Source organism: Parabacteroides merdae ATCC 43184 (genome assembly GCF_025151215.1).
Lineage (GTDB): Bacteria > Bacteroidota > Bacteroidia > Bacteroidales > Tannerellaceae > Parabacteroides > Parabacteroides merdae.
Map to the genome: position 1 here is coordinate 2,873,785 of NZ_CP102286.1, position 15,635 is coordinate 2,889,419.

Genomic DNA, 15,635 nt, shown 5'->3' on the forward strand with positions numbered 1-15,635 from the left:
TATAATAATATAGCGCAACTTTTTTTATTTATGAAAGGTTTATCTATTACTCATTTAAATATTATCCATTATGAAAAAGATTGCTTTATTATTGTTGATGTTCGTGGCGTTTCAGGTCAGTGCACAGGATTTCCATTTCTTACCGAAGATCGGATTGAACCTTGCCAATATGACAAATAGTGACGGAAGTATGAAGCCTGGGTTGAACGTCGGGGTTGCCGCCGAGTTTCCTATCAATCCGCAATTTTCCGTCGAGCCGGGAATCTATTATTCCATGCAAGGAGTGAAAGAATCAGAAGGCGGAATCTCCGGCAAAATCAAAAACGATTACATAAACATTCCTATCTATGCAAAAGCCTATCTATACAATGGCTTTTATGCATTTGCGGGACCACAATTCGGTTTCTTAGCCCGTTCTAAAGCAAGCGCTTCTTATAACGGTACTGACATTTCGGTCAATTCGAAAGATGCATTCAAAACATTTGATTTCGCACTAGGAATCGGCGTCGGCTATCAATTCGATTTAGGCTTGCTGGTTTCAATGAACTATAATATAGGATTCACCAATACCTTATCCGATGGCGACATCACATTAAATGGCAACTCCATGAATTGGGATGGGGAGAAATCCCGCAATGGCGTCCTGCAGATCAACCTCGGTTGGAGATTCTGAAATATCCGCTTGCCGGTATAAAATCCGACAGGCATCCATTTTGAAACGGATAGGCTTCGAAGAACATTCGAATGCTTATCCGTTTTTTTATGCTGCCCGACATTATAAATCACGGATTCTTATTATTGCGTCTTCCGTATTAATCCCTATCTTCGCGACCTAAACAATAAACAAGTACACTGATTCATGAAAAAGTTGCTATTTATCTTCTTTACAGCAGGTCTTATACAGGGATTTAGCTCTTGTTCCCACAAAGACACTCCAGATAATGCACTTGCATTGATCCCACAGCCCCAAGAAATGAAAGTCGGGACGGATCATTTCAAACTGACTCGCCGGGCAGCTATCACACTCGACACATCCAATCCTCAGTTAATAGGGATAGCTCGGTACTTCAACAATAAAGTTGCCCCCGCAACAGGTTTTGAAATTCCGGTTGAAAAGCACGGCAACATTGAATTTAAGCTGACCGACAATACCGCTTTCGGTGCAGAAGGATATCGCTTGCAGGTAAAACATGGCGATATCATCATCACCGCCCATCAACCGGCCGGGATCTTCTACGGGATACAGACTTTATTGCAGATGCTTCCCCCCGAAATAAAAAACAGCCAGAAACAAAAAGGCATCGACTGGACGGTTCCCTGTACCGACATCACCGACAAACCCCAGTTTGCCTGGCGCGGACTTATGCTTGACGTCAGCCGCCACTGGTTCACTAAAGAGGAAGTAAAGAAATACATAGACGAACTGGCAGAATACAAAATGAATGTATTCCACTGGCATTTGACCGACGATCAAGGATGGCGTCTGGAAATAAAATCCCTGCCACGCCTGACAGAGGTTGGCGCCTGGCGCGCTCCGCGCGTCGGGCAATGGTGGCAACGCGCACCACAGCAACCTGGAGAAGAAACGACCTACGGAGGCTTCTACACACAGGAAGATGTGAAGGAAGTATTGGCATACGCTGCAGAACGCTACGTACGCGTCATTCCTGAAATAGACGTGCCGGGACATAGCCTGGCAGCACTCGTCGCCTATCCTGATCTGGCGTGTATGAAAGCACCATCGGCTGTCGGGGTCGGCAACAAGTTTTACGGCGAAGACGAAAACACACTTTGTGTCGGCAAAGATGCCACTTTCGAGTTTATGGACAAGGTCTTGACAGAAGTTGCTGCCTTGTTTCCGGATGAATACATCCATATCGGAGGAGACGAATGTTTCAAAGGTTTTTGGCACAAATGTCCGCGTTGCCAAGCTCGCATGAAAGCGGAAAACCTGAAGAACGAAAACGAACTACAGAGTTACTTTATCCACCGTATGGAAAGCATCTTGAAAGAAAAAGGGAAAAAACTGATCGGCTGGGACGAGATTATCGACGGCGGGCTGGCTCCCGATGCTACCGTTATGAGCTGGCGCGGTATGGAGGGCGGAATCAAATCAGCAAAAGCCGGTCATCATGTGATCATGACACCGACCGAACATTGCTACATCGACCTCTGGCAAGGAGAACCATCTGTCGAACCGGACACCTACTCTATGTGCCGCCTGAAAGATTCCTACAGTTTCAACCCAGTTCCCGACAGCGTGCCGGCCGAAATGATACTAGGAGGACAAGGCAATCTCTGGGCTGAATCCGTCCCCACTTTCCGTCATGCCGAATATATGACCTGGCCACGTGGATGGGCACTTGCCGAAGTCCTTTGGACCGGACCTTCCAAGACGGATTGGGACCGGTTCTGGCCACGTGTCGAACGACATTTCGTTCGTGCGGACCAGGCACAGATCAACTATGCACGCAGCATGTACAATGCCATCGTCACTCCTTACTATACTGAAGATGGTGTTTTGGAAATCAAACTGGATAGCGAACCGGGCAATCTTGACATCTACTATACATTCGACAATACGGACCCCGACAACTTCACTCCGAAATATGAAGCTCCGCTCCGAATACCCAAGAACGCGACTTGGTTACGTATTGTCACTTATCGGGACAACAAGCCGATTGGCAAAGTTATAACATTGACAATCAAAGAACTTGAAAAGCGGGCGGATAACACTCGCCATGTCGTCGGCAACTTGTAACATAAATGTAACATATATGTCGTAAATGCGAAACAGTTTTCTCGTTCCTTTGTAAATAAAATCATAGAGTCCAAAAAGTTAGGAATGAAATCAGGAAAGATTATTGCGCTTGGCCTGTTGGCGCTGCTTCCAATTGCGATGAAGGCACAGGAAGCTCAGGAAATAGAAAAGCTGAATGCTCGTATCGATTCACTTTCGCAGGAGACGACAACCCTGGATAAAATCGTCCGTAAACTCAGCAAATTCAAAGTATCCGCTTATATCCAAGGACAATTCCAATATGGTCAGGAAGATGCCACCCTGAAAGTCGGTGACAAGAACGAACATGAAGACAAAGGTTTCAACCGTTTCGGCATCCGCCGCGGACGGTTGAAATTCGAATATAATGACGGTATCGGAACCGGTGCTGTACAGATCGAAGCCAACGACAAGGGTGTCAGTTTCCGTGACCTTTACATCGGTATAAAAGATCCCTGGACAAAACGCTGCCAACTGATGGCGGGTGTTTTCAATCGCCCTTTCGGTCACGAAATCGGCTATTCGACTAGCGGATTAGAATCTCCCGAACGTGCCACCATCATCCAATACTTTTTCCCCGACGAACGCGATTTAGGCGCCATGCTGACACTCCGGGCTAAAGAGACAAGCCCGATCGGTTTTCTCCGTCTCGATGCCGGACTGTTCGCCGGTAACAGCATCAACCGGGAAACAGACAGCCGCAAAGACTTCATCGGCCGTTTGGGAGCCGAAAAGAAAATCGGCAACTGGGGAAAATGGGGAGCAGGCGTCTCCTACTACAACGGCGGAGTTTACAACCCGACGACAACCGCCTACGAACTCCAGGATAAAAAATTCATCGCAGTCGACAAAGGAGAAACCGGTACATACATGAAACGTGAGTACATCGGCTTGGACGCTCAGTTCTCATTCAAAAACAGTTGGGGAACGACAAGCTTGCGCGGTGAAGGACTGTTAGGTACACAACCGGGTATCGCCGGCAGTAGCAAAAGCCCCAACACAGGGACACGCCCGGCCAATGAACCGGAGAACTCCCTGTTCAAGCGTCCTTTCATCGGCTACTTTTTCTATTTGGTGCACGACATCGGAACCACTCCTTTCTCTGCCGTCTTGAAATACGACGTTTATGATCCCAACACCAAGTTGAAAGGGAATGAGATCGGCGTTGAAAACAGCTTGACCTCCAAGACCGACCTCGCCCAGAGCACACTCGGCATCGGCGCTTTGTACCGTTTCAACAAGCATATCCGCGTGCAAGCCTATTACGAGTTCAACTTCAATGAAAAGAGCGATTTCGTAAAGGGATATGAAAAGGACAGGGAAGACGACGTATTCACCTTGCGTCTGCAATATAAGTTTTAATACAAACGTAACATCTGTTTCACACGCTTGCAACACTCCTGTATTTACTTTGCATACAGAAATTTAATTCAAAACAGAGTAATGAGAAAGACAATTGTTATGGCCGCAGTAGCCGCCTGTATGTTTGTATCGAACGTGTTTGCACAGAGAATTAAAGGGAGCGACACTTGCCTTCCCTTAAGCCAGACGGAAGCAGAAAACTTCATCAACAAAAATAAATCGGCAAAGATAACCGTGACGGGCGGCGGCTCCGGCGTTGGTATCTCAGCCCTGATGGAAGGGACAACCGATATCGCCATGTCTTCCCGTAAGATGAAATTCGATGAAAAAGTCAAATTGCAGGAAGCGAAGAAAAGCACCAAAGAAGTGGTGATCGCTTACGACGCACTGGCAGTAGTCGTACACCCGTCCAATAAAGTGTCCAACCTGACGCGTGAACAGCTGGAAGGCATTTTCACAGGAAAGATCAAGAACTGGAAAGAAGTGGGCGGTGCCGACATGAAGATCGTAGCCTATTCGCGCGAAACGTCTTCCGGAACATACGAATTCTTTAAGGAAAGTGTCCTGAAGAACAAGAACTATATGAACGGCATCCTTAGCATGCCCGCAACAGGAGCCATCATTCAGTCTGTCAGCCAGACAAAAGGAGCCATCGGCTATGTCGGTTTGGCTTACATAAACAAAGAAGTAAAACCGATTCATGTCTCTTACGATGCAGGCAAAACATTCACCGAGCCATCCTTCGAGAATGCAAAAAACAAGGCATATCCGATCGTCCGTCCGTTGTTCTATTACTACGATGTAAAGAATGAAGGCAAAGTGAAACCCTTTATCGATTATATCTTATCGGCTGAAGGACAAGCAACGGTTAAACAAGTCGGTTATATCCCGGTAAAATAAGTCAAAAACCATATAGCTCCCACGCTTGACACGGGATCGCGTTAAAGCCGGCCATATACATCTGATTGATATGGCCGGCTTTTTTGCGTCCCCGCGTCAAGCGCGGGGACAAGAGGGAATGCACAGTCATTATTTATTTGTGCATAATATCGGTTGATTTTGCACATTCTTTGGTTTATTGTGCTACCTTTGCCACATATATATTTTTTATTTACACATTTTACTTACATGAAGACATTAACAATTGGGGATCTGAAAGCCCGCATTCCAATCATCCAGGGTGGAATGGGCGTAGGAATCTCTCTCTCCGGCTTAGCCTCAGCCGTTGCAAATGAAGGTGGGATTGGCGTTATCTCCGCCGCCGGTCTCGGTCTCTTATATAAGAAACTTTCTCCCAACTACACCGAAGCCGGCAATCTGGGCCTTGCAGCCGAGATCCGGAAAGCCCGCGAGAAGGCCAAAGGCATTATCGGCGTGAACGTGATGGTCGCCCTTTCAGACTTCGCCGAACTGGTGAAAACCAGTATTGCGGAAAAGGTAGACATCATTTTCAGCGGTGCCGGACTACCTTTGGACCTGCCGTCTTTCCTGAAGAAAGACAGCGTGACGAAGCTCGTCCCCATCGTTTCCAGTACACGTGCCGTCCGCATCATCTGCGAAAAATGGAAAAACAACTACGACTACCTTCCCGATGCCGTTGTGCTGGAAGGGCCAAAAGCCGGCGGCCATTTAGGATACAAGGAGAACCAGCTGGAAGACGAGCATTTTTCACTCGAAGAACTGCTGCCTCAGGTAGTGAAAGAAGTTTCCCACTTCGAAGAAAAATATAACAAGAGAATCCCGGTAATTGCAGCAGGAGGCATTTACACGGGTGAAGACATCAAACGCGTGATGGACCTGGGAGCATCGGGCGTTCAGTTAGGAACCCGTTTCGTCACCACTACCGAGTGCGACGCTTCCGATGCTTTCAAGGAAAGCTACGTCAAGGCACAGGAGAAGGATATCGAGATCATCAAAAGTCCGGTCGGAATGCCGGGCAGAGCAATCCACAGTCATTTTCTCGAAAAGGTAAAAGCCGGGATGAAACAGCCGAAGGTCTGTCCTTTCAACTGCATCAAGACATGCGATATCTCGCGAAGCCCCTACTGTATCGTAACAGCCCTGTACAATGCCTTCAAAGGGAACTTCGAGAACGGCTACGCTTTCGCAGGAAGCAATGCCTGGCGGACAACCCGCATCATGTCGGTGAAAGAAACGATAAGCGAGCTGATCAACGAGTGGAAACGCTCTGACCAACCGACTCTTTCCTCCCGATAAACAAAAAGTTTCATCGGCTTGGAACTTTTGTTTCCCGCCGATGAAACTTTTGTTGCTTGCTGATGAAAATTTATTCTCCTGCAAGTAAAAATAAACTTTCACCTTGAGAAAAAAGTGAAAACTTTATCATTTATCCTCTTTTTTCTTCATATTCGTCTCGATAACGAATGCGACAATCAATCCCAAACCTCCAAACAAAAGGACGGAGGCGCCATAAGCTGAACTGATAGCTTCATATTCATTACGAAAATCCAATGAATGACTATTAGCAGCAACAATTAAATTACAGAAAAAGCCTACAAGTATCCCTAAGCCGATTCCCATCAACAGACATCCCGTTTTTAAAGAGCTAAACGAAAAACGAGGCAAACCATACGAAGGGAGGCTCAGCCTTTTTCCCAAATCAGCAATATCCATTCTTTCACTGATCTTCTCAATGATCAACAAACGTTCTTTACGACGAACGAACAGTTCAAACAAAGCGTAAATACCTAAACAAATGAATCCGACAACCAGCGGAGCTGTAATAAAATCCATCATAACTGTATTGTTTTAAATGATTAATTAATTTCTTTGCTACTTTTGACGCATCTCTTTCCGAAAGGTTACAGATCGGGGGGAAAAAATATATTGTATTTTTGCCGATGCAAGTTGTAACCTATTCGCCCGGCTTGCGTCCATTATAATACGATGGAGTTGTATACCGACACATATTATATACAAAGGATACAAGCGGGAGATACGGCATGCTTTGCCTGCCTTCTGGATAAATACAGCCGTCCTGTTCATTCGTTAATCCTAAAGGTAGTCAGAAACCGGGAAGATGCGGAGGAACTGGCACAGGATGTGTTTATGAAGGTGTTCAAGCACCTCTCGTCGTTCAAAGGGGAATGCAGTTTCTCCACGTGGATCTACCGGATCGCCTACAATACAGCCATCTCGGAAACACGGAAAAAGAGACACGAGTTTCTGGCGATCGAGGAATCGGTTATTAATAATGTATCGGAACAAGAAGTAGCCGAAGCACTAGACAGGACAGACAGCTCCGACCAGATACAGATGCTCGATGCCGCCCTCGCCCAATTGCCACCCGATGAGCGGGCGATCATCCTGCTCTTTTATATGAAAGAAAAAACGATCGACGAAGTGGCGACGATCACCGGATTGACTGCATCTAATATAAAAGTGAAATTGCACCGCATACGAAAGAAACTGTTTTTTGTATTAAAAGGAATGGAGGAACAATAAAATGACAGAGAAGAATGACATATTGAAAGACCTGTTCAGCCGGATGCCGGAAGAGGAGCTTCCGGCTTCGTTCCGAGCCAACGCGATAAGACAGATCATGGCCGAAGCCGAACGGATACGCAAACGCAACGAACGCTGGGGATGGATTGCCGTCATCGCCGCCTCGCTGCTTATGGTCGGTATCGCGATCGCTTCATTCCTTTATATGAATATTTCCCCAATATCCGTACAGATCCCCAATATGAGCACACTCCCCTTCTATGCCTATATCGGGATGCTTGCCCTCATCCTGCTGGGAGCCGATTACAAATTCAGGCAACTATTCAAAAGGAGGCAGATGTCTCAGAAAGAAAAGATGTAAGTAGCGGTATTACAAGCCCAAAAGATTGTTTTTTCCATGCAAAAAGTCTTGCAAGTCAGAAAAAAGCATTACCTTTGCCCCGATTTTTGAGAGATGACAACATAATGTCTAACTTACTAATTAAAACAAACTTAAGTATTAACAATTAGAGAATGGAAAATTTAAAGAACATTCAGCCCATTGAAGATTTCAACTGGGATGCTCTTGAAAAGGGCGATTCTTACGGTGAAGTAAGCAAGGACGATCTTGTAAAAACGTATGACGAGACTTTGAACACAGTAAAGGACAAAGAAGTCGTTATGGGAACCGTAACTGCAATGAACAAACGTGAAGTTGTAGTAAACATCGGTTTCAAATCAGATGGCGTTGTATCTATGGCAGAATTCCGTTACAACCCGGATCTGAAAATTGGTGACGAAGTAGAAGTCTACATCGAAAACCAGGAAGACAAAAAAGGACAGCTGATCCTGTCTCACAAGAAAGCACGCGCTACACGTTCTTGGGATCGTGTAAACGAAGCTCTTGAAAAAGACGAAATCATCAAAGGTTACATTAAATGTCGTACGAAGGGCGGTATGATCGTTGACGTATTCGGTATCGAAGCATTCTTGCCGGGTTCTCAGATCGATGTCAAGCCGATCCGCGACTACGATGTATTTGTAGGTAAGACAATGGAATTCAAGATCGTTAAGATCAACCAGGAATTCAAGAACGTTGTTGTATCTCATAAAGCTCTTATCGAAGCTGAACTCGAACAGCAGAAGAAAGACATCATCTCCAAACTTGAAAAAGGCCAGGTACTGGAAGGTACAGTCAAGAATATCACTTCTTACGGTGTATTCATCGACCTGGGTGGCGTAGACGGTTTGATCCACATCACAGACCTGTCTTGGGGCCGCGTTTCTCATCCGGAAGAAATCGTTCAGCTGGATCAGAAGATCAACGTGGTTATCCTTGACTTCGATGATGAAAAGAAGCGTATCGCTCTCGGCTTGAAGCAGCTGACTCCGCATCCTTGGGATGCTTTGGATCCGAACTTGAAAGTGGGTGACAAAGTAAAAGGTAAAGTTGTCGTTATGGCTGACTACGGTGCATTCATCGAAATCGCTCCGGGCGTAGAAGGTCTGATCCACGTTTCTGAAATGTCTTGGACACAGCACTTGCGTTCTGCTCAGGACTTCATGAAAGTAGGTGACGAAATCGAAGCTGTTATCCTGACCCTGGATCGCGACGAACGTAAGATGTCATTGGGTATCAAACAGCTGAAAGCTGATCCGTGGGAAGATATCGAATCTCGCTTCCCGGTAGGTTCTCGCCACATGGCTAAAGTTCGTAACTTCACTAACTTTGGTGTATTCGTAGAAATCGAAGAAGGCGTAGACGGCTTGATCCACATCTCTGACCTGTCTTGGACAAAGAAAATCAAACACCCGTCAGAATTTACTCAGATCGGTGCTGAAATCGAAGTTCAGGTTCTGGAAATCGACAAAGAAAACCGCCGTTTGAGCTTAGGTCACAAACAGCTGGAAGAAAATCCTTGGGATGTATTCGAAACAATCTTCACTGTAGGTTCTATCCACGAAGGAACAATCATCGAAGTACTGGATAAGGGTGCTGTAATCTCTCTGCCTTACGGCGTAGAAGGTTTCGCAACTCCGAAACATCTGGTAAAAGAAGACGGTTCTCAGGCTGCTGTAGACGAAAAACTGCAGTTCAAGGTGATCGAATTCAACAAGGAAGCTAAGAGAATCATCCTTTCTCACAGCCGTATCTTCGAAGATGAACAGAAAGGCGCTAAGAAAGAAACTGGCGAAAAGAAATCATCTTCAAAACGCGGTGGAAAGAAAGAAGAAGAATCTGCAATGGTAACCGGTCCGGTTGAAAAGACTACACTGGGTGACATTGAAGAACTCGCTGCCCTGAAAGAAAAATTGGCTGGTAAATAATTACCGTCTTTTCAAATAAAACAAAAGGAGATGTCCATCCGGATATCTCCTTTTTTATTGCCTGAAAAAAGAATAGAGAAAGTGCTCTTAGTCTACCTCCTTGATCACTTCCTCTACCTGTTCCTGTTCACCGTAATATTGGCAACTTTCGCCGATACCCAACAAAGCATTCACTTCATGACGCTTGTCCAGGTCCGTAAAATAAGCGTCCACTACCTTATAAATATCGAACCCGTCCGTTGAACCGGCCGCCAGATTCAATGATTCTACCAATTTACCTGTAGCTTTGCGAATTTCAGCTTTACTGATCAAATGAAACTCGTTGTTGTGAATTAATTGACTCTTTCCCATGATGTTTGATTTAAAAGTTATACTTGTTCTTCATTAATAACCATTCCTCAAAGCGGTAAGTTTAATCTTGCAGCTTCGTTTCATGCACTAAATATACAAACATCCTCGGATCTTTCAACCTTTCAAGCCTTTTATTTTCAATAAACATGAAAAACAAATCCGATCCCGACCTCACGATATTCCATGATGAGCAAGGAGAAACCGGATCTCCAAACATAGAATAAGTTCTATTCTATTTGGTTTTGTAAAAATTAATGCTGAAATTTGTTCACAGATAATATAAAAGATATGGGCACGAACGAAGACAACTACAATGTAACTATTTTGATCGCAGAAGACGAGGAAAGTAATTTCCTACTATTAAAAACCATCTTAAAAAGACACTGTAACGTTCTGCAAGCCAGAACCGGCCTGGAGCTATTGAAAGTTTTTGCTGAAAAAGGAGCCGATTTGATTTTGCTGGATATAAAAATGCCGGAAATGAATGGTATAGAAGCTCTGAAAGAGATTAGAAAGAAAGACACAAACATACCGATTATCATGCAGTCCGCCTATGCCTTCGAAAATGACATGGAAGCCGCCCGTGCTGCCGGAAGCAACGGATTTATCACCAAGCCCATCAATATCGTTGAACTAAAAAAAACGATCTCCAAATTCTTGCCGCAGATAATCTGGTAAGAAGCTGAAAGCCGACATATTATAAAAAAATGGAATAGCCATAACGATTGTTATGGCTATTCCATTTTTTGCTTTTCCACAGACACCTTAACCAGCAAACCCTCCCCTTCATTTTTATCAAAAACCTTTCATTTTACGGAGATATCCGCATTAATTTTCTTTATAAACTCCTCCCGAACAAAACATTGAATCTCCGGTTTAAGAGGTGGGTAAAATTATTTTTCACAAGAAAAACTATACCCGACCGGCACTAATGGATTTTCATATAGAACGAAATATACTTTATTACAAACGAAACTAAAATGAACAGAAGTCAGCTTATCAATATCCTGGCTCAAAAAACAGGATTAAACAAAAAAGATGTCAAACGGACAATCGATGAAATGCAAAAACTAATTGTCCAGGAAGTCAAAGAAGGTCAAAGAATCTGCCTGCATGGTTTCGGCTCATTCAAACCTCGTTTTCAATCCAGCCGCCCAGCACGAAACCTGAAAAACGGTACAGCCGTACAGCTGTCTCCCAGGACCATCATTCATTTCAAATGCGCTCCCCACCTGTTGGAGCAGATGAACAAATAAAGAATAAAAAAAGACTTACTTTTACAAGTAAGTCTTTTTTTATTTACTCAGCTATTGTCGGGGTGAGAAGATTCGAACTTCCGACCACACGCCCCCCAGACGCGTACTCTAACCGGGCTGAGCTACACCCCGTTTTTGTTTTACGGCTGCAAAGGTAACTATTTTTCGTTATACTCCAAAGCTTTCACGATAAAAATCCAGGGATTCGAGTATTTTCTCCTTACTCACCTGCTGATTTATCTGAACATCACCGACTTGAGAAAGCAAGGTGAAGTTGATGATTCCCGCTTCATTCTTCTTATCGTGCGTCATCAGCTCGTATAAGGTATCATAATCCTTGCAATCGAACACGAAAGCCGGATAATACTCCTTCAAATAATAGACGACCTGACTCAGTTTCTCCATCGGGAAACCACATACTTTATGAGACAGGTACAATTCGCTGACAATACCGGCGGCAACAGCATGGCCGTGCAGCAAAGGACGGTCCTTCTTAAAGGACAAACTTTCGTAGGCATGACCGATCGTATGGCCGAAGTTCAGTGCCTTACGGATGCCGTGCTCCTTCGGGTCTTCCTCCACGATACGTTCCTTTACGGCTACGGATTGGGCGACCATCCTGTTCAGAAAAGCATAATCGATCTTCGCGTCGAGGTCGAACAGCAGGACGGAAGCGTAAATATCCATCGAACTGATAAGCGCATGCTTGATCATTTCGGCATAGCCGGAAAGCAGATTGTCGCGGTCGAGCGTACGCAGGAACTCGCAATCGATAAAGACACATTCGGGTGGATAAAAAGAGCCGACCTCGTTCTTCAGGCCGTTGAAGTTAATCCCGGTCTTTCCCCCCACGGCCGCATCGACAGAAGCCATCAGGGTAGTCGGGATATTGACGGTCCGCAGTCCGCGTTTGAAAGTCGCACCGGCGAAGCCTCCCATATCGGTAATCATACCGCCGCCCAGATTGACCAAAAGCGAATTTCGGGAAGCTCCTTCGTTCGAGAGACGCGACCAGATATAGGCGACCTGTTCGATGTCTTTATGAGTATCACCCGCCTGCACGGTAATGACCGGGGTATCCTGCAAAGCTGGGATATCTTTTATCAGCGGATAACACTTTTCTTGCGTGTTCGTATCGGTCAGGATAAAGAGTTTATCATAACTCATGGAAGCAAAGAATGCCTGCAAATCGGCTTTGAGATCCTTGCTGATTACTACTTTTTGAGCGGCCATAATGTCCTTTTTTATTATAATCGTTGCGACAAAGGTATTATATGTTATCCGATTATCAAAACAGGGAAAAGAAAATTCCATGCCTATGGAACAAAAGCTTCATAGGCATGGAACAAAAGTTTTCCCTGCATGAAACTATCATTTCCTGCAGGGGAAACGTCTCTTTCTTCTTATTTCAGACCGGCTGCGTCCAAGATATGTTCGATGGCTTCACCCAGTCCGGCCACATTCTTACCTCCGGCTGTTGCAAAATGAGGCTGACCGCCTCCGCCGCCTTGTATCAGTTTTGCCGCTTCTTTCACCAGTTTGCCGGCATTCAAGCCTTCAGCCACCAACGGCTCGCTCAGCATAACCATCAACGCGCATTTCTCACCGTCTTTGATTCCAGCCACGAAGAAAACCTTTTCCTCCGTATTGCTTTCCCCCTTGATCTGGAAAGCCAGGTCTTTGATGGCATCCACGCTGGCCTCACCACGGAAAGCGATCACTTTGACACCATTGCGCTCAACGGCTTTTGCGATCAGTTCTTTCTTGAGCAACTGCACTTTCTCTTTCACGTAGTCGCTTACCTGCTTCTTCAGTTCGGCATTCTCTTCGATGGCCTTCTTGATGGTTTGAGACAGGTTCGGCACATTGTTGAACATCGCACGCAGTTCACGCAGGGAATCCTGCAACATGAAGGTGTAGTTTTCAGCCGCTTCGGCCGTTACCGCTTCGATACGGCGCACACCTGCCGCGATGGAGCTTTCGCCGACCACACGCAGGGAACCGATCATGCCGGTCGCAGGGATATGCGTACCACCGCACAATTCGATAGAGTTGCCATATTTGACCACACGGACTTCATCGCCATACTTTTCACCGAACAGAGCCATAGCGCCCAATGCTTTCGCTTCGGCAATCGGCATATTGCGATGCTCTTCCAGCGGATAGTTGGCACGGATCTTTTCGCTCACCAGCTTTTCCACCTTACGGATTTCTTCGTCCGTCACTTTCTGGAAGTGGGAGAAGTCAAAACGCAGAGAATCGGGAGAAACGTATGAACCTTTCTGTTCGACATGTGTTCCCAGCACCTCACGCAACGCCTCATGCAGCAGGTGAGTGGCAGAGTGGTTGCATTCGCACTGGATACGTTTCTTCTCGTTGATCTTGGCAGTAAAAGTCGCCGTCACATCCTTCGGCAATTTAGTGACCAGATGTACAGGCAAGTTGTTTTCGCGTTTCGTGTCGATCACGTCGACCGTCTCGTCGTCAGCAATCAACCAACCGGTGTCGCCGACCTGTCCACCCATCTCCGCGTAGAACGGAGTCTGGTCCAGAACGATCTGATATAAGACCTTGTTCTTCTGCTTGATCTGGCGGTAACGCAGGATTTCGGCATCGCATTCGAACAAGTCGTAACCCACGAAATTGCATCCGCCCTCTTTCAGCACCACCCAGTCGCCGGTTTCGATGGCGGCAGCGTTACGGGCACGGTCCTTCTGCTTCTGCATCTCGACGTTGAACTCGTCGATATTGGCTTCCATGCCGTTCTCACGCAGGATCAACTCGGTCAAATCCAACGGGAATCCGTATGTGTCATATAATGTAAAGGCATCTACGCCGCTGATCACGTTCTTTCCGGCAGCCTTTGTTTCTTCCATCTTCTTATCCAGCAAACGGATACCGGTTTCCAACGTACGCAGGAAAGATTCTTCCTCTTCCTTGATCACCTTCTCGATCAACGTCTTCTGCGCGATCAGTTCGGGATAAGCGTCTCCCATTGTTTCGATCAGTACGGGCAACAGCTTATACATGAAGGACTCTTTGCGATCCAGGAACGTATAGCCGTAACGGACGGCACGACGCAGGATTCGACGGATGACATAACCTGCCTTTGCATTGGAAGGCAACTGCCCGTCCGTAATCGCGAAAGCGATCGTACGGATATGGTCGGCGATTACACGCATGGCCACGTCCTGTTGTTTGTCCTTGCCATAAGCAGTACCCGCCATATCGGCAATCACTTTGATGATCGGCTGGAATACGTCTGTATCGTAGTTGGATGTCTTACCCTGTAAAGCCATGCAGAGACGTTCGAACCCCATACCGGTATCGATCACACGGGCAGGCAGCGGTTCGAGCGAGCCGTCGGCCTTGCGGTTATATTGCATGAACACCAGGTTCCAGATTTCGATCACCTGCGGATGGTCTTTGTTCACCATGTCCTGGCCGGGGATAGCGGCACGTTCTTCTTCCGGACGGAGGTCGATATGGATTTCAGAACAAGGACCGCAAGGCCCCGTATCACCCATTTCCCAAAAGTTATCGTGTTTGTTGCCATTAATGATATGAGCTTTCGGCAGGAACTTCTCCCAATAGCCGGCAGCCTCGTCGTCGCGCGAAAGGCCTTCGGCAGGACTTCCTTCGAACACGGTGGCATACAAACGGTCGGGATTCAGTTTCAACACTTCGACCAGGTATTCCCATGCCCAGTTGATCGCCTCCTGTTTGAAATAGTCGCCGAACGACCAGTTTCCCAACATTTCGAACATGGTGTGGTGATACGTATCGTGTCCGACCTCTTCCAGGTCGTTATGCTTTCCACTCACACGAAGACACTTTTGTGAATCCGCGACACGTGGATATTTACGGGGTACGTTCCCCAGGATTATATCTTTGAACTGGTTCATACCTGCATTGGTAAACATCAATGTAGGGTCGCCCTTCACCACCATCGGAGCAGAAGGCACAATCTGGTGCTGCTTGGAAGCGAAGAAGTCTTTAAATGATTCACGGATTTCTTTTGCTGTCAACATAATCTATTCTATATAGTCTCGTTAATATTCTGAAAAACAATTTGCAAAAGTACAGCAAATTATTATTTTTGCACGTATCCAAGC

The 15,635-nt window shown here is 46.1% G+C and carries 14 protein-coding genes and 1 tRNA gene; 10 read left to right on the forward strand and 5 right to left on the reverse strand.

Features of this window, described 5'->3' with window-relative positions; all coding sequences use genetic code 11:
• The first annotated feature begins 70 nt into the window (after nucleotides 1–70).
• The 5 genes from NQ542_RS12015 (at nucleotide 71) to NQ542_RS12035 (ending at nucleotide 6,358) form a co-directional block, all read left to right on the forward strand.
• The gene (locus NQ542_RS12015) at nucleotides 71–673 is read left to right on the forward strand and encodes a porin family protein (protein ID WP_005634159.1); all 603 of its coding nucleotides are present in this window, start codon (nucleotides 71–73) and stop codon (nucleotides 671–673) included.
• Nucleotides 674–859: 186 nt separating this feature from the next.
• A complete protein-coding gene (locus tag NQ542_RS12020) occupies nucleotides 860–2,761 on the forward strand; it encodes a beta-N-acetylhexosaminidase (protein WP_005634162.1) in 1,902 nt (633 codons plus the stop codon).
• Nucleotides 2,762–2,845: 84 nt separating this feature from the next.
• Nucleotides 2,846–4,141, forward strand: a complete 1,296-nt coding sequence (locus tag NQ542_RS12025) for a porin family protein (RefSeq protein WP_005634164.1) — start codon at nucleotides 2,846–2,848, stop codon at nucleotides 4,139–4,141.
• Between the two features lie 81 nt (nucleotides 4,142–4,222).
• Entirely contained in the window at nucleotides 4,223–5,041 is an 819-nt protein-coding gene (locus NQ542_RS12030; protein ID WP_005634165.1) for a phosphate ABC transporter substrate-binding protein, read from the forward strand.
• Between the two features lie 228 nt (nucleotides 5,042–5,269).
• Nucleotides 5,270–6,358 carry an NAD(P)H-dependent flavin oxidoreductase gene (locus NQ542_RS12035; RefSeq protein ID WP_005634168.1) on the forward strand — a complete coding sequence of 363 codons (1,089 nt, stop codon included), beginning with the start codon at nucleotides 5,270–5,272 and terminating at the stop codon, nucleotides 6,356–6,358.
• 126 nt (nucleotides 6,359–6,484) lie between these two features.
• On the opposite strand, the gene NQ542_RS12040 is transcribed toward NQ542_RS12035, so the two are convergent.
• Nucleotides 6,485–6,898 (reverse strand): DUF6249 domain-containing protein, encoded by a 414-nt coding sequence (locus NQ542_RS12040; RefSeq protein ID WP_005634170.1) that lies wholly within the window; start codon nucleotides 6,896–6,898, stop codon nucleotides 6,485–6,487.
• 150 nt (nucleotides 6,899–7,048) lie between these two features.
• Between NQ542_RS12040 and NQ542_RS12045 the strand changes: the two genes are divergently transcribed.
• The 3 genes from NQ542_RS12045 (at nucleotide 7,049) to rpsA (ending at nucleotide 9,913) form a co-directional block, all read left to right on the forward strand.
• Complete coding sequence (locus NQ542_RS12045; RefSeq protein ID WP_005634172.1) at nucleotides 7,049–7,606, forward strand: RNA polymerase sigma factor; 558 nt, start codon at nucleotides 7,049–7,051, stop codon at nucleotides 7,604–7,606.
• 1 nt (nucleotide 7,607) lies between these two features.
• Nucleotides 7,608–7,967 (forward strand): hypothetical protein, encoded by a 360-nt coding sequence (locus NQ542_RS12050; protein ID WP_005634173.1) that lies wholly within the window; start codon nucleotides 7,608–7,610, stop codon nucleotides 7,965–7,967.
• Between the two features lie 152 nt (nucleotides 7,968–8,119).
• On the forward strand, nucleotides 8,120–9,913 hold the full coding sequence (gene rpsA / locus NQ542_RS12055) for a 30S ribosomal protein S1 (RefSeq protein WP_005634175.1): 1,794 nt from the start codon (nucleotides 8,120–8,122) through the stop codon (nucleotides 9,911–9,913).
• A gap of 87 nt (nucleotides 9,914–10,000) precedes the next feature.
• Here rpsA and NQ542_RS12060 read toward each other — a convergent pair whose 3' ends face one another.
• Nucleotides 10,001–10,264: a hypothetical protein gene (locus NQ542_RS12060; RefSeq protein ID WP_005634177.1), complete on the reverse strand. Its 264-nt coding sequence runs from the start codon at nucleotides 10,262–10,264 to the stop codon at nucleotides 10,001–10,003.
• A gap of 288 nt (nucleotides 10,265–10,552) precedes the next feature.
• Here NQ542_RS12060 and NQ542_RS12065 point away from each other — a divergent pair, with 288 nt between their 5' ends.
• Nucleotides 10,553–10,942 carry a response regulator gene (locus NQ542_RS12065; RefSeq protein ID WP_005634180.1) on the forward strand — a complete coding sequence of 130 codons (390 nt, stop codon included), beginning with the start codon at nucleotides 10,553–10,555 and terminating at the stop codon, nucleotides 10,940–10,942.
• Between the two features lie 284 nt (nucleotides 10,943–11,226).
• Nucleotides 11,227–11,520: an HU family DNA-binding protein gene (locus NQ542_RS12070; RefSeq protein ID WP_256682253.1), complete on the forward strand. Its 294-nt coding sequence runs from the start codon at nucleotides 11,227–11,229 to the stop codon at nucleotides 11,518–11,520.
• Between the two features lie 57 nt (nucleotides 11,521–11,577).
• On the opposite strand, the gene NQ542_RS12075 is transcribed toward NQ542_RS12070, so the two are convergent.
• The 3 genes from NQ542_RS12075 to alaS form a co-directional block, all read right to left on the reverse strand.
• Nucleotides 11,578–11,652: transfer RNA gene (locus tag NQ542_RS12075), tRNA-Pro, on the reverse strand.
• 36 nt (nucleotides 11,653–11,688) lie between these two features.
• Nucleotides 11,689–12,753, reverse strand: a complete 1,065-nt coding sequence (aroB, locus tag NQ542_RS12080) for a 3-dehydroquinate synthase (RefSeq protein WP_022321829.1) — start codon at nucleotides 12,751–12,753, stop codon at nucleotides 11,689–11,691.
• Nucleotides 12,754–12,923: 170 nt separating this feature from the next.
• Nucleotides 12,924–15,551, reverse strand: coding sequence for an alanine--tRNA ligase (gene alaS / locus NQ542_RS12085; RefSeq protein WP_005634190.1), 2,628 nt, complete (start codon nucleotides 15,549–15,551; stop codon nucleotides 12,924–12,926).
• Nucleotides 15,552–15,635: the final 84 nt, after the last annotated feature.

Bases quoted from the DNA above. Each gene is read 5' to 3' on its own strand.
- NQ542_RS12015 (WP_005634159.1), top strand. From the start codon at position 71: ATGAAAAAGATTGCTTTATTATTGTTGATGTTCGTGGCGTTTCAGGTC.
- NQ542_RS12020 (WP_005634162.1), top strand. From the start codon at position 860: ATGAAAAAGTTGCTATTTATCTTCTTTACAGCAGGTCTTATACAGGGA.
- NQ542_RS12025 (WP_005634164.1), top strand. From the start codon at position 2,846: ATGAAATCAGGAAAGATTATTGCGCTTGGCCTGTTGGCGCTGCTTCCA.
- NQ542_RS12030 (WP_005634165.1), top strand. From the start codon at position 4,223: ATGAGAAAGACAATTGTTATGGCCGCAGTAGCCGCCTGTATGTTTGTA.
- NQ542_RS12035 (WP_005634168.1), top strand. From the start codon at position 5,270: ATGAAGACATTAACAATTGGGGATCTGAAAGCCCGCATTCCAATCATC.
- NQ542_RS12040 (WP_005634170.1), bottom strand. From the start codon at position 6,898: ATGATGGATTTTATTACAGCTCCGCTGGTTGTCGGATTCATTTGTTTA.
- NQ542_RS12045 (WP_005634172.1), top strand. From the start codon at position 7,049: ATGGAGTTGTATACCGACACATATTATATACAAAGGATACAAGCGGGA.
- NQ542_RS12050 (WP_005634173.1), top strand. From the start codon at position 7,608: ATGACAGAGAAGAATGACATATTGAAAGACCTGTTCAGCCGGATGCCG.
- rpsA (WP_005634175.1), top strand. From the start codon at position 8,120: ATGGAAAATTTAAAGAACATTCAGCCCATTGAAGATTTCAACTGGGAT.
- NQ542_RS12060 (WP_005634177.1), bottom strand. From the start codon at position 10,264: ATGGGAAAGAGTCAATTAATTCACAACAACGAGTTTCATTTGATCAGT.
- NQ542_RS12065 (WP_005634180.1), top strand. From the start codon at position 10,553: ATGGGCACGAACGAAGACAACTACAATGTAACTATTTTGATCGCAGAA.
- aroB (WP_022321829.1), bottom strand. From the start codon at position 12,753: ATGGCCGCTCAAAAAGTAGTAATCAGCAAGGATCTCAAAGCCGATTTG.
- alaS (WP_005634190.1), bottom strand. From the start codon at position 15,551: ATGTTGACAGCAAAAGAAATCCGTGAATCATTTAAAGACTTCTTCGCT.